At 71.0% G+C, this 13341-nt stretch carries 14 protein-coding genes; 2 read left to right on the top strand and 12 right to left on the bottom strand.

Going from position 1 to position 13341, the window contains the following annotated elements; all coding sequences use genetic code 11:
* Positions 1 to 6: 6 nt before the first annotated feature.
* Positions 7 to 1137 carry a tRNA 2-thiouridine(34) synthase MnmA gene (gene mnmA / locus ACP7TJ_RS23380; RefSeq protein ID WP_167744737.1) on the bottom strand — a complete coding sequence of 377 codons (1131 nt, stop codon included), beginning with the start codon at positions 1135 to 1137 and terminating at the stop codon, positions 7 to 9.
* A 60-nt stretch (positions 1138 to 1197) separates the two neighbouring features.
* Between mnmA and ACP7TJ_RS23375 the strand changes: the two genes are divergently transcribed.
* Complete coding sequence (locus ACP7TJ_RS23375) at positions 1198 to 1896, top strand: N-acetylmuramoyl-L-alanine amidase (protein ID WP_093768065.1); 699 nt, start codon at positions 1198 to 1200, stop codon at positions 1894 to 1896.
* Between the two features lie 52 nt (positions 1897 to 1948).
* Here ACP7TJ_RS23375 and ACP7TJ_RS23370 read toward each other — a convergent pair whose 3' ends face one another.
* The 3 genes from ACP7TJ_RS23370 to ACP7TJ_RS23360 all read right to left on the bottom strand — a co-directional run bounded on the left by ACP7TJ_RS23370 (position 1949) and on the right by ACP7TJ_RS23360 (position 3692).
* Positions 1949 to 3118: a cysteine desulfurase family protein gene (locus tag ACP7TJ_RS23370; RefSeq protein WP_189912095.1), complete on the bottom strand. Its 1170-nt coding sequence runs from the start codon at positions 3116 to 3118 to the stop codon at positions 1949 to 1951.
* A 93-nt stretch (positions 3119 to 3211) separates the two neighbouring features.
* Positions 3212 to 3478, bottom strand: coding sequence for a DUF4190 domain-containing protein (locus tag ACP7TJ_RS23365; protein ID WP_266549076.1), 267 nt, complete (start codon positions 3476 to 3478; stop codon positions 3212 to 3214).
* Positions 3479 to 3524: 46 nt separating this feature from the next.
* Positions 3525 to 3692: a hypothetical protein gene (locus ACP7TJ_RS23360; protein WP_167744734.1), complete on the bottom strand. Its 168-nt coding sequence runs from the start codon at positions 3690 to 3692 to the stop codon at positions 3525 to 3527.
* Positions 3693 to 3807: 115 nt separating this feature from the next.
* Here ACP7TJ_RS23360 and ACP7TJ_RS23355 point away from each other — a divergent pair, with 115 nt between their 5' ends.
* A complete protein-coding gene (locus ACP7TJ_RS23355; RefSeq protein WP_266549073.1) occupies positions 3808 to 4458 on the top strand; it encodes a TetR family transcriptional regulator in 651 nt (216 codons plus the stop codon).
* A 58-nt stretch (positions 4459 to 4516) separates the two neighbouring features.
* Here the strand turns inward: ACP7TJ_RS23355 and ACP7TJ_RS23350 are convergent, their stop codons facing one another.
* From ACP7TJ_RS23350 to ACP7TJ_RS23315, 8 genes are all read right to left on the bottom strand, one after another.
* Positions 4517 to 5377, bottom strand: coding sequence for a thioesterase family protein (locus ACP7TJ_RS23350; protein ID WP_376725875.1), 861 nt, complete (start codon positions 5375 to 5377; stop codon positions 4517 to 4519).
* A gap of 42 nt (positions 5378 to 5419) precedes the next feature.
* A complete protein-coding gene (locus ACP7TJ_RS23345; protein WP_093768071.1) occupies positions 5420 to 6076 on the bottom strand; it encodes a trimeric intracellular cation channel family protein in 657 nt (218 codons plus the stop codon).
* A gap of 69 nt (positions 6077 to 6145) precedes the next feature.
* On the bottom strand, positions 6146 to 7327 hold the full coding sequence (locus tag ACP7TJ_RS23340; protein WP_367461754.1) for an ABC transporter ATP-binding protein: 1182 nt from the start codon (positions 7325 to 7327) through the stop codon (positions 6146 to 6148).
* Positions 7324 to 8325: an ABC transporter ATP-binding protein gene (locus ACP7TJ_RS23335; protein WP_189912098.1), complete on the bottom strand. Its 1002-nt coding sequence runs from the start codon at positions 8323 to 8325 to the stop codon at positions 7324 to 7326. Before ACP7TJ_RS23335 ends, ACP7TJ_RS23340 begins: the two co-directional genes overlap by 4 nt.
* A gap of 6 nt (positions 8326 to 8331) precedes the next feature.
* A complete protein-coding gene (locus tag ACP7TJ_RS23330; protein WP_193459885.1) occupies positions 8332 to 9291 on the bottom strand; it encodes an ABC transporter permease in 960 nt (319 codons plus the stop codon).
* Position 9292: 1 nt separating this feature from the next.
* Complete coding sequence (locus ACP7TJ_RS23325) at positions 9293 to 10297, bottom strand: ABC transporter permease (protein ID WP_093768075.1); 1005 nt, start codon at positions 10295 to 10297, stop codon at positions 9293 to 9295.
* Between the two features lie 107 nt (positions 10298 to 10404).
* A complete protein-coding gene (locus tag ACP7TJ_RS23320) occupies positions 10405 to 12075 on the bottom strand; it encodes an ABC transporter substrate-binding protein (protein ID WP_093768076.1) in 1671 nt (556 codons plus the stop codon).
* A gap of 433 nt (positions 12076 to 12508) precedes the next feature.
* Complete coding sequence (locus ACP7TJ_RS23315) at positions 12509 to 13291, bottom strand: enhanced serine sensitivity protein SseB C-terminal domain-containing protein (RefSeq protein ID WP_228920037.1); 783 nt, start codon at positions 13289 to 13291, stop codon at positions 12509 to 12511.
* Between the last annotated feature and the right edge of the window lie 50 nt (positions 13292 to 13341).

Below are 13341 nucleotides of genomic sequence, written 5' to 3'. Positions count from 1 at the left end.
GGCCGCTCAGGCCACGTCCGCCGTGGCCCGCTCCGTGGAGGCGATCGTCGCCGAGCCCACCACGCGCGTGCCGTCGTAGAGGACGACCGCCTGGCCGGGGGCCACGCCGCGGACCGGCTCGGCGAAGCGCACGCGCAGCTCCTCGCCGACGAGTTCGGCGGTCACCGCGGTCTCGTCGCCGTGGGCGCGCAGCTGGGCGGTGTAGGCGCCGGGGCCGGTGGGGGCGGCGCCGCACCAGCGGGGGCGGATCGCGGTGAGGGCGCCGACGTCGAGGGAGGCGGCGGGGCCCACGGTGACGGTGTTGTCCACCGGGGAGATGTCGAGGACGTAGCGCGGCTTGCCGTCGGGGGCGGGGGTGCCGATGCGCAGGCCCTTGCGCTGGCCGATGGTGAAGCCGTACGCGCCCTCGTGGGTGCCGATCTTGGCGCCGGACTCGTCGACGATGTCGCCCTCGGCCTTGCCGAGCCGCTTGGCGAGGAAGCCCTGGGTGTCGCCGTCGGCGATGAAGCAGATGTCGTGCGAGTCGGGCTTCTTGGCGACGGCGAGTCCGCGGCGCTCGGCCTCCGCGCGGATCTCCTCCTTGGTGGTGACCGTGTCACCGAGCGGGAACATGGCGTGGGCGAGCTGCCGGTCGTCGAGCACGCCGAGGACGTAGCTCTGGTCCTTGGCCAGGTCGGAGGCGCGGTGCAGTTCGCGGGTGCCGTCCTCGCGGAGGATCACCTTGGCGTAGTGGCCGGTGCAGACGGCGTCGAAGCCGAGGGCGAGGGCCTTGTCGAGCAGCGCGGCGAACTTGATCTTCTCGTTGCAGCGCAGGCACGGGTTGGGGGTGCGGCCGGCCTCGTACTCGGCGACGAAGTCCTCGACGACGTCCTCGCGGAAGCGGTCGGCGAGGTCCCACACGTAGAACGGGATGCCGATGACGTCGGCGGCGCGGCGGGCGTCGCGGGAGTCCTCGATGGTGCAGCAGCCCCGCGCGCCGGTGCGGAACGACTGGGGGTTCGCGGAGAGCGCGAGGTGGACGCCGGTCACGTCGTGGCCCGCTTCGGCGGCGCGGGCGGCGGCGACGGCGGAGTCGACGCCTCCGGACATGGCGGCCAGGACGCGGAGGGGGCGGGTGCGCTGCGGGGTGTCAGTCATAGCCCCTCCAGGGTACGGGGGCGCGGGAACCACGGCCGCCGGATATGCGTTCACGATCATATGGGGGCCAAGGGAACATCCGAGGACGGCGACCGGCGCATCGGGCGGCGCGCCCTGATCGTGGGCGGGCTGGCGGCAGCGGCGGGGACGGCGGCGCTGGCGCGCGACGAGCTGGCGCGGCTGTGGTGGCGGCTGCCGGGGGTCGAGAAGCCGCGCACCCCGGGCGCGGTCGACTTCGCGGGCGCCCGCTGGGTGGCGGCCTCGGACGCCAACTGGCGCGGCGCGGACCGGCCGGACGACTTCCACATCGACATGGTGGTCGTGCACGTCACGCAGGGCAGCCTGGACAGCGCGGTGAGGGCGTTCCAGAACCCGGGCCACAAGGCCGCGGCGCACTACATCGTCGGCAAGGACGGCCGGGTCACGCAGATGATCCGCGAGCTGGACGTGGCGTACCACGCGGGCAACCGCGACTACAACGAGCGCAGTGTCGGCATCGAGCACGAGGGCTTCGTGGACCGCCCGGAGGACTTCACGGACGAGATGTACGCGGCCTCGGCCCGTCTGACGGCCCGAATATGCGCGCGCTACGGCATCCCGGTCGACCGGGAGCACATCATCGGGCACGTCGAGGTGCCCGGCACCGACCACACCGACCCGGGCCCGCACTGGGACTGGGACCGCTATTTGAAGCTGGTCCGCCGGGCCGGCACGGCGCAGGCGGGCCAGGGCCGCACGGCCGCTCCGACGGGCGGCTGAACCCGGCCCCCGGGGGCGTGGCCCCCGGACCGCTGCGGGACGCGGCGGCCGCTCAGCTCAGCCCAGCCGCCCGTGCGCGCTCGACGGCCGGGCCGATGGCTTTGGCGAGGGCTGCCACGTCGGCGTCGGTGGAGGTGTGGCCGAGGGAGAAGCGGAGGGTGCCGCGGGCGAGGTCGGGGTCGGTGCCGGTGGCGAGGAGGACGTGGCTGGGCTGGGCGACGCCGGCGGTGCAGGCGGAGCCGGTGGAGCACTCGATGCCCTGGGCGTCCAGCAGGAGGAGCAGGGAGTCGCCCTCGCAGCCGGGGAAGGTGAAGTGGGCGTTGGCGGGGAGCCGGCCGCCGGGGGCGGGGTCGCCGCCCAGGATCGCGTCGGGGACGGCTTCCAGCACCGCGGCGACCAGGTCGTCGCGGAGGCGTCCGATCTCCAGGGCGAACCGCTCCCGCTCCTCGGCGGCGATCCGTCCGGCGACGGCGAAGGAGGCGATCGCCGGCACGTCGAGGGTGCCGGAGCGGACGTGGCGCTCCTGGCCGCCGCCGTGCAGCACGGGCACGGGGGTGTGCTCGCGGCCCAGGACCAGGGCGCCGATGCCGTACGGGCCGCCGATCTTGTGGCCGGAGACGGTCATCGCGGCGAGCCCGGACGCGGCGAAGTCCACCGGGACCTGGCCGAAGGCCTGGACCGCGTCGGAGTGCAGGGGGACGCCGAACTCGGCCGCGACGGCGGCGAGTTCGGTGACCGGCAGGATCGTCCCGATCTCGTTGTTGGCCCACATGACGGTGGCGAGGGCGACGTCGTCGGGGTTGCGCGCGACGGCCTCGCGCAGCGCGTCGGGGTGGACCCGGCCGTGGGCGTCGACGGGGAGGTACTCGACGGTGGCGCCCTCGTGCGTGGCGAGCCAGTCGACGGCGTCGAGGACGGCGTGGTGCTCGACGGGGCTGGCGAGGACCCGGGTGCGGGCCGGGTCGGCGTCGCGGCGCGCCCAGTACAGGCCCTTCACGGCGAGGTTGTCGGCCTCCGTGCCGCCGGAGGTGAAGACGATCTCGCTGGGGCGGGCGCCGAGGGCTTCGGCGAGGGTCTCGCGGGCCTCCTCGACGGTGCGCCGGGCGCGGCGGCCGGCCGCGTGCAGGGAGGAGGCGTTGCCGGTGACGCCCAGGTGCGCGGTGAGCGCCTCGACCGCCTCGGGCAGCATCGGGGTGGTCGCGGCGTGGTCGAGGTAAGCCATGGTGGGGCCGATTCTACGGGGCCCGGTGCATGACCCACGGATCCCGGTGGCCGGGATGCGACGCCCGTACGGCGGGTTCGGCGGGTCTCCCCGTCAGAAGCTCCAGGAGATCGTGCCGTCCGCCTGCATGAACGCGGCGAGGACGACGAGGTCGGCGATGCCGAGCCCCAGGCCGAGCAGGGCGCGGCCGCGGCGGGCGGTGCCCCGCCACAGGGCGACGGACGCCAGCACGATGGCGCTCGGGCCGAGGAAGACGTTGAGGACGAGCAGGCCGAGCAGGCCCAGGACGAACGACGCGACGGCCATGCCGTCGGTGTCGCGGATCCCGGTGCGGTGGCCGGCCGGTGCGGTGAGCTGCATGGTGATCGGCTCCTGCGGTCGGAGGGTGTCGGGCGGGCGGCGCGGGTCAGTGCGCGGAGGTGCCGCGGTCGCGGCCCTGGTGCTCGCGTACGGCGAAGACGCCGAGCCAGACGGCGATGACGGCGCCGACGGCGACGGAGAAGGTGAGCGGCGCGTGCGCGACGGCGCCGAGGACGACGCCCATCAGCAGCAGCGCGGCGACGAGGAACAGCATGAGTCGGATCCCCCAGAGTTTGGGTGAACGGCTGTAGTTACACTTGTTTACTGACTTCCCAGTCTAGCGTCCTCCTCACTTCCCAATTCGGGAGAACAGTTGTTAACTGCATGGCATGAGTCACACGCCCGGCATCCGGCAGGCCCAGAAGCAGAGGACCCGGCAGGCGCTTCTGGACGCGGCGCTCGAACTGCTGGAGGGCCAGAGCCTGAGCAGCCTGGGCCTGCGTGAGGTCACCCGCGCCGTCGGGATCGCCCCGACCGCGTTCTACCGGCACTTCCGGTCGGTCGAGGACCTGGGCGTGGCGCTCGTCGAGGAGGCGCTGGGCAGCCTGCATCCGATGATCCGGACGACGGTGTCGCCGGCCGGCGAGGGCGAGGAACGCATCGCGGGCGCCATCGAGCTGATCGCCGGTCATGTGGACGCGCACCCGGCCCATGTGAGGTTCGTCGCCCGGGAACGGCACGGCGGGGTGCGTCCGGTCCGCGAGGCGATACAGGAGCAGCTGGCCCGGTTCACGGCGGAGGTCGGCGAGGCGCTGGCCGGGGACGCGGAGTCGGCGGGCTGGAGCGAGGAGGACCTGCTGATGCTGGCCCAGCTCTACGTGGACCAGATGCTGATCACGGCCTCGCTCTTCCTGGAGGCGCCGGCGAGTTCGCCCGAGGCGCGGGAGCGGGTGTCCAGGGTGGCGGCCCGTCAGCTGCGGCTCATCCATGTGGGACGGCAGCACTGGCTCGACGGGACGGGCGCGGCCGGGAGCCGGTGACACCGCGAAAGGGCGGTGCGGGGTCGCCCACGACCCCGCACCGCCCCTTCGCGTCGGTTCAGCTCAGCCGCACGCGGGCCAGCTGGCGGGACTGCGCGACGAGGCGGTCGGCGCTGTCCCAGACCTCGGCGTCCTCCTCGAGGAAGCCGCCCGCGAGGTTGCGGGTGGTGATGGACACGCGCAGGGGGCCCGGCGCCGGGCGGCAGCGGACGTGGACGGTCAGCTCGACCGTGGGCACCCAGCCGGTCAGGCCCAACTCGAAGGCGGTCGGCGGCAGGGCGTCCACCGCGAGCAGCAGCGCCAGCGGGTCGGCGTCCCGGCCGTCGGCGAGACCGAACCAGGCGCGCATCTCGCCCCTGCCGGACGGCTTCCCGAGGGCCCAGCCGAGGGTCGACGGGTCGAGCTTCAGCATCAGCCGGCCGGCGATCTCGGAGCTTCCGTCGACCGGGGCGGGGCCGTCCTCGGGGCCGAAGCACTGGTCCATCGGCGGCAGCGCGGGCGGCACGGCCGTCGTGCGGACGTCGGCGGGGAGGGAGTCCAGGTCGCCGTAGGAGGCGAGGACCCGGATGCGCTCCACCTCGTTGCCCTGCTCGTCGCGCTGGAACAGGGACGCCTGGCCGGTGGAGAGCGTGCGCCCGGTGCGGACGGTCTCGGTGCGGACGACCGCCGGGCCCGGCTGGGAGGCCGTCAGGTAGTGCGCGGAGACCGTGAACGGGTCGGAGTGCGGCAGCGCGTCCGCGAGCGCGCGGCCCAGGACGGCCAGCAGGTAACCGCCGTTGACGGCGTTGATGATCGTCCAGCCGGCGGAGAGGTCGATGTCGTAGACACCGGGTTCCCGCGCGGTGAGCGCGGTGTCGCGGTCGAACTCACTGTCACCGATGACGGCCCGGGTGGCCTGGGCGGAGGCTGCTTCTGGCATGGGTGAACAGTACAAGAAGATAATACTAAGCGGTAGCTTTGCTCACTCCTCCATGACCGTCGAGCGGCGGTGCCAGGCGCGGGGCGCCCGCCAGTGGTACCGCATCGCGAGCAGCCGCAGCACGAAGGCCGTGACGGCGGCGGTGGTGCTGGTCACCGGGTTGAGCATGTCGAAGCGCAGGCACAGGGCGACCATGGTCGCGCCGACCATCGCGGGCACCGCGTACAGGTCACGGTCCCAGCGCAGCAGCGACGGCACCTCGTTGGCGAGCACGTCCCGCAGCACACCGCCGCCGACCGCCGTCGCCAGGCCCAGACAGGCGGACGCGGTGAGGCCGAGCCCGTAGTCGTACGCCTTGGTGGTGCCGACGACGCAGAAGAGGCCGAGGCCGGCCGCGTCGAAGACGTTGACGGCGGTCTGGATGCGCTCGACGTGCGGGTGCAGGAAGAAGACGAGGACGGTGGCCAGCAGCGGGGTGACGAAGTACCCCAGGTCCGTGAAGGCGGCGGGCGGCACGGCGCCGATGATCAGGTCGCGGAAGAGACCGCCGCCCAGGGCGGTGATCTCGGCCATCACGGCGATCCCGAACACGTCGAAGTTCTTCCGGACGGCCAGCAGGGCGCCGGAGATGGCGAAGACGAAGATGCCGATCAGATCGAGCGTGTGCAGGACGGACGGGCTGAACAGTTGCTGAAGCACTTACATATTGTGGCGTAGAAAGAAGCCCTCGCCTTGCAAAGCAAGGCGAGGGCTTCTTCCGGGTGCCGATCAGACAGCCTTCTCGGGCTCCTCGGAGGCCTCGGCGGGCTTCTCGTCCTTCGCGGTCTTCTCCGCCTGGGCCGGGATCTTCGCCGGGGTGTCCTCGGCCGAGGTCCCCGTCTCCGGGTCGTCCGACTCCGGGTTGTCCTCGACGCCCTCGCGGGTCGCCGAGACGACCTCGCCCTTGGTCAGCGAGAGCTTCCCGGACGCGATGTCCTCCGCGTAGTGGCACGCCACCCGGTGGCCGCCGCCGATGTCCCGCAGCTGGGGGCGCTCGGTCGCGCAGCGCTCGGCCTGGGCCCACGGGCAGCGGGTGTGGAACCGGCAGCCGCTCGGCGGGTTCGCCGGCGAGGGCAGGTCACCGGTGAGCAGGATCCGCTCGCGCTTGTCCTCCACCTCCGGGTCCGGCACCGGCACGGCCGACATCAGGGCCTTGGTGTACGGGTGCTTCGGCTCGGCGTAGAGCGCGTCGCTCGGCGCCTCCTCGACCAGCGAGCCCAGGTACATCACGCCGATCGTGTCGGAGATGTGCCGGACCACCGCGAGGTCGTGGGCGATCACCACGTAGGTCAGGCCGAGTTCCTCCTGGAGCTCCTCCAGCAGGTTGATGACCTGGGCCTGGACCGACACGTCGAGCGCGGAGACCGGCTCGTCGCAGATGATCACGTCCGGTTCGAGCACGAGGGCGCGGGCGATGCCGATGCGCTGCCGCTGGCCGCCGGAGAACTCGTGCGGGTAGCGGGCGAGCGCGTTGGAGGGCAGGCCGACCTTGTCGAGGATGGCCTTGATCTTCTCGCGGCGCTCCTCCTGGTCCTTGCCGATGCCGTGGGCGATCATGCCCTCGGACAGGATCGACTCGATGTTCTGCCGCGGGTTGAGCGAGCCCAGCGGGTCCTGGAAGACCATCTGGAGCCGGCGCCGGAAGCGGCGCATCTCCTCGCCGGGCAGCTTCGCCAGGTCGGTGCCGTCGAGCACGACGGAGCCCTCGGTGATGTCCACCAGCCGCAGCACGGACCGCCCGAGGGTGGTCTTGCCGCAGCCGGACTCGCCGACCAGACCGTAGGTCTCGCCGGCCTCGACCTTCAGGGAGACCCCGTCCACGGCGTACACATGGCCGACCGTGCGGTCGAACAGGAGGCCCTTCTTGATGGGGAAGTGGACCTTGACGCCGTCCAGTTCGAGCAGGCTCATGCGGGGACCTCCTCGGCCTTCGCGTCGTCGAGTACGGGGTTGACGCACCGCACCTGGTGACCGGCCGCGCGGGGCTCCGTGAGCTGCGGGGTGCCAGTCAGGCAGCCCATCTCGTACCGGTCGCAGCGGGGCGCGAAGGCGCAGCCGTCGGCCCAGGCGATGCGGTCGTTGATCGAGCCGCGGATGGGGTTGAGCGGCTCTCCCCGGGGCGCGTCGAGCCGCGGGATGGAGCCCAGCAGACCGTGCGCGTAGGGGTGGGTGGGGTGGGCGAACAGCTCGCGGCGCCCGGCGGACTCCACGACCTTGCCCGCGTAGAGCACGTTGACCTGGTCGCAGAGGCCGGCGACCACGCCGAGGTCGTGGGTGATCATCAGCAGGGCCGTGCCCTCCTGGTCCACGAGTTCCTTGAGCAGCTCCAGGATCTGCGCCTGGATCGTCACGTCGAGCGCCGTGGTGGGCTCGTCGGCGATGAGCAGACGCGGGGCGCAGGCCACCGCCATGGCGATCAGCGCACGCTGGCGCATGCCGCCGGAGAGCTGGTGCGGGTACTCCTTGAGCCGCCGGGCGGGGTCGGGGATGCCGACCCGGTCCAGCAGGTGGGCGGCCTCCTTGCGGGCGGCCTCCCCCTTCATCCCGCGGTGGCGCTCCAGGATCTCGGTGACCTGCACGCCGATCGGGACGACCGGGTTCAGCGAGGACAGCGGGTCCTGGAAGATCATCGCCATTTCGCTGCCGCGCAGGTCGCGGCGGGCGGACTGGCTCATCGTGAACAGGTCCGTGCCGTCGAACTCGGCACGGCCGCCGATGGTGAGACCCTTCGCGGGCAGCAGGCCCATCAGGGCCAGGGAGGTGACGGACTTGCCGCAGCCGGACTCGCCGACCAGGCCCACGACCTGGCCCTGGTCCACCTCGAAGGAGACGCCGTCGACCGCCCGGGACTCCTTGCGGCCGCGGCCGCCGAAGGTGACGGTCAGTTCGTCGACAGTGAGCAGAGACATGGTGGTTCAGCCCCTCAGCTTCGGGTCGAGGGCTTCCCGCATGGCCTCGCCGAGGAGGGTGAAGCCGAGGGCGGTGATGATGATGCCGACGGCGGGGTAGACCGCCATCATCGGCGCGTTGTCGAAGAAGCGCTGCGCCTGGGCGAGCATGACGCCCCACTCGGGGATCGCCGGGTCGGGGTTGCCGAGCCCCAGGTAGGACAGGGCGGCCGCCTCGATGATCGCCGTGGCCAGGGAGAGCGTGGCCTGCACGATCACCGGGCTGAGCGAGTTCGGGACGATCTGCGACGTCACGATGCGGCGCTTGCGGACGCCCAGCGACTGCGCGGCGAGCACGTAGTCGGCGCCGCCCTGCGCCAGCATCGAACCGCGCAGCAGACGGGCGAACACCGGCACCTGGACCACACCCACCGCGATCATCACGGTGGTGAGCGACTGTCCCATGACGGCGGCGACGGACACCGCGAGCAGCAGCGACGGCAGCGCCAGCATCATGTCGATGAAGCGCATGATGACGGAGTCGACGCGCTTGCCGGCCTCACCGCCGAGGGTCGCGGCCGCGCCGGACAGACCGCCGATCAGGAAGCCGGCGACCAGGCCGATCAGGGTGGAGACGACACCCACGAGCAGGGTCTGGCGGGCGCCGACCAGCATGCGGGAGAACATGTCCCGGCCCAGGTGGTCGAGGCCGAACCAGTTCTCGCCGCGCGGTCCGACGAACTTGCCCTGGTTGGGGAAGACCTCGCCGCGCCAGGTCTGGGCGGTGGGCGCGTACGGGGTGAGGTACGGCCCGACGACGGCGATCACGACGAAGACGGCGATGATGACCGCGCCGATGATCGCCATCTTGCTGCTCTTGAGGCGGCGGAACGCCTCACGCCACAGGCTGGCGCCGGTGCTGGTCTCCTTGGTCGCGGTGAGTTCCGCGAGGCGCTGGATCTTGTCGGTCTTGGTGGCGACGCTCATGTCAGTGCACCCGCACTCTCGGGTCGATGAGGCTGTACGCCAGGTCCACCAGCAGGTTGATCAGGACGTACACCATCGCGATGAACATGATGAACCCGACGAGCACGGGGTAGTCGCGGCCGTCGATCGCGGTCCGGATGAAGGAACCGATGCCTCCGAAGGAGAACACCGACTCGGTCAGGACCGCGCCGGACAGCAGGGAGCCCGTGAGCAGGCCGACCGCGGTCACCACGGGGAGCATCGCGTTGCGCAGCACGTGCCGGCTGCGGACGACGCTGCGCTTGAGGCCCTTGGCCTCGGCGGTGCGCACGTAGTCCTCGTCCTGCACCTCGAGCACGCTGGCGCGGGTCATACGGACGATGACCGCGAGCGGGATGGAGGCCAGGGCGACGGCGGGCAGGATCAGGTGCATGATCGCGTCCCAGGACGCGTCGAACTCCCCGGTGAGGATGCCGTCGAGGACGGCGAAGCCGGTCACGTCCGTGGCGTTGATGCCGGTGTCCTGGCGGCCGTAGCTGGGGAAGATCCCGAGCTGCACGGCGAAGATGCCCTTGAGGATCAGCGCGAGGAAGAACACCGGGATGCAGATGCCGACGAGCGAGCCGGAGACCGCGGTGACGTCGAGCCAGCCGCCGCGGTTGCGGGCGGCGAAGTAGCCGAGGGGGACGCCGACGGCCACCGCGATGAGGATCGCGAGGAGGGACAGTTCCACGGTCGCGGGGAAGCGCAGGACGAACTCGTCCCACACCGGCTGTCCGGTCTGGGTGGACGTGCCGAGATCGAGCTCGACGATGCGCTTGAGGAAGCGCCAGTACTGGACGTAGACGGGCTGGTCCAGCCCGAGCGCACGGTTGATGCGCGCCACTTCGGCCTCGGTGGCCTTCTCCCCCAGGATCGCTGAGGCGGGTCCACCGGGCAGCCGGTCGAGCCACAGGAAGAGCAGAACCGACAGGCCGAGCAGCGTGGGTATGAGCTGGAGCAGTCTTCGTACGACGAGACGCAGCACCCCGCTTGCCCCTTTCTTGCGTGTTGTCTTACATGAACGGACCCGCCCGGCCGCCGAGTTGCGACGGCCGGGCGGACCCCCCCGTTATCGATTTCCTGCCGGTTCGCCTACTTGAAGGACGCCTCGGCGAAGACTTCCTGCGTCAGCGGCGACACGTTCGGCGGGTTGACGTTCTTGCCGAAGGCGATGGCCGGCGGGGACGACGAGATCGGGACGCCGGGCAGGTAGTCCATGATGACCTCGTTGGCCTTCTGGTAGGCCGCGGTGCGCTCCTCGGCCTTGCCCATCTTCGAGCCGGCGTTCACCGCGTCGAAGACCTTCTTGTCCTTGAAGCCCCACTGCTTGTCGAACCCGGCGAACCAGGTGCCGATGAAGTTGTAGCCGTCGTTGAAGTCACCGGTCCAGCCCAGCATGTGCAGGGCGCAGGAGCCGGCCTCGGTGGCGTCCAGGTAGTCCGGGGCCCACTTCATGGCCTTCGGCTTGACCTTGATGCCGGCCTTCTCCAGGTCGGCCTTCATCAGCTCGAACAGGTCCTGCGGGGCAGGCATGTACGGGCGGGTGACCTCGGTCGGGTAGCAGAACTCGATGGTCAGGTTCTGCGCGCCGGCCTTCTTCAGCAGCGCCTTGGCCGCGGCGGGGTCGTGCGGGTACTGCTTGACGTTCTTGGAGTATCCCTCGATGGTGTCCGGCATGAACTGGTCGGCCACCTTGCCGCCCTCGGGCAGCTGGGTCTTGACCAGGTTCTCCTTGTCGATCGCCTGCGCGATCGCCTGGCGGACCTCCTTCTTCTTGAGGGCCGGGTTCGCCGACTGGCTCATGCCCACGTAGAAGAGGTTGAAGACACCACGGGTCGGGACGACGTAGCCCTGGTCCTCGAGGGTCTTGACATCGGCCGGGGCGACGAGGTCGTAGCCGTCGATGTCACCGGCCTGGAGCGCCTGGCGGCGGCCCTCCTCGGTGTCGATCGTGCGGAAGACCAGGTTCTTGATCTTGGCCTTCTCGCCCCAGTAGTCGTCGAAGCGCTCAAGGGTGACTTCCTTGTTGCCCTTGTTCCACTTGACGATCTTGTACGGGCCGGTGCCGGCGACCGTGCCGGCCTCCTGGCTGTACTTGGGGTACGTGATGGCGTCGCCCTTGGCGGTCGCCTCCTGCTTCTCGTACTCCTTGATCGCCTTCGGCGAGTGGATGGCGAGGGCGTTCAGCGAGAAGCCGCCGGGGAGGTTCGCGGAGGGCTGCTTGACCTCGATGACGGCGGTGTTCTCGTCCTTCGCGGTGCAGCTCTTGTAGTTCGCCTCGGGCGTCTCCGGGTCCTCGTTCTTCGCGAACCCGCCCATGATGGTCTGCCAGTAGTAGGAGACCGCGCTCGACTGGTAGGTGCCCTTCCAGTTGAACCAGTGGTCGTAGTTGGCGCAGACCGCGGCGGCGTTGAACGCCTCGCCGTCGTGGAACTTCACGCCCTTGCGGAGGTTGAAGGTCCAGACGGTGCCCGCGTCGTTGCTCGACCAGGTCTCGGCGAGGCCGCCGACCAGCTTGGTGCCGCCCGACTCGTGCTCGAGGAGGGCCTCGAACGCCTGGCGGGTCACGCGGAAGGTTTCACCGTCACTCGCGAGGGCAGGGTCCAGGGATCCCGGGTCGCCCGCACCGGCGAACACGAAGGTGTCCTTCTTGCCGCCGCTCTCGTTGTCGCTGTCCCGCTCGCTGGCGCAGCCCGTGGCGATCAGGCCGACCGCGACCGCGGCCGTGATCGCCCGAGCGGCTCGGGTCTTGAATATGCGCATACTGGGGCCACTCCGGGTCCGCTATGTGGATGCATCTTGACCGGCCGAACACTACAGACGTTCGCAGTGAGTCAGGAACAGTCCGGATAGCGGTGATACCTACCTGAGATCTGAACAGTCGACATAAGGGACTGTTCCGGCATCTTCGCGCGATGATTTAACGCCCAGGACACATACGGGGGCTCCGTAAGTGCCCGTCGCAAGGCCCGGGATGACGTGAAGACGCGGTGAAACCGCAGGTGACAGGCGGTCATCGACAGGTAGCTGATCGCATCCGACGGAATCTGACGCAAAATCAGCGGCGGACGGGTCGGGACAGGAGCCGCACCGCCGCCCATTGTCCACATGCTGGACACGGTGACGCTGCGTCACCCTGCGCCGGACCAGCGGCGGCGGGGCCGCGCCGCCGCGGGCTTCGGGGAAGACGTACCGGTCAGAGACGGTGCGCGGGCGGATAGCCGTAGCCCGTGGCGGGGGCCGGGGCGTGCGCCCCACGGTCGTAGAACGGGCGCGCGTTGACGCGCAGCCACATCGCCACCGGGTCGTGCTCGTCGGCCATGGCGACGGTGGAGACCGGCAGCCCGTCGGGCACGGCGGGCAGCGACTGCCGCATCATCGCCCGCACCGACTCCACGGCGGGCGGCGAGGTGTCGTACACGTCCAGGCCGATGGCGAGGTACGGGGCGCCGAGGGCGGGCTGCACCCAGGCGCGGCGCAGCGCGCGCACGGCCGGGGTGCGGTGGGCGTTCTGCGCGAGGAGGGCGTAGAACTGCGGGATCTCGATGGCCGGTTCGGACAGCCGCAGCGGCCCGGCGGGCTGCTGGTCGAGTCCGCCGGCGATGCGGCGCAGGTCCAGCCAGGGGATGCCGACGCCCCCGCCGGGCGCGTGCGGGTTGAGCCAGAGGCCGTAGCGGTCCGGGTAGAGCGCGCGGGCCACCTCCAGGCCGTCGACCACCTCGTACGAGCGGTTCCAGCCGCTGGCGGACAGCTCCTGGGCGGAGGTCACACAGGGCGCGTAGCCGTGCCCTTCGACCTCCATGGTCCCGTACTGGGCGTCGGGCGAGCCGGCCTGGCCGTGCCAGAGCAGCATCCAGACCCGGCCGGACGAGGGGGTGGCGAGGGCGCGCAGCAAGGCCTCGTAGGCGTCGTAACGCCCGGGCGTCACCTGGCGCAGCATGTGCTCGACCTGTCCGGCCGCCGCGGTGCCAGCGCTCACTTGTATCGCCCCTCCGTACAACACCCTGCCGGCCAATGCTCCTAGCTTAA

This window comes from Streptomyces sp. DSM 41931, from assembly GCF_050271085.1.
Taxonomy (GTDB): Bacteria; Actinomycetota; Actinomycetes; order Streptomycetales; family Streptomycetaceae; genus Streptomyces; species Streptomyces albogriseolus.
The sequence above is the reverse complement of the archived record's forward strand: the minus strand, read 5'-3'. Positions and strand labels throughout refer to the sequence as shown.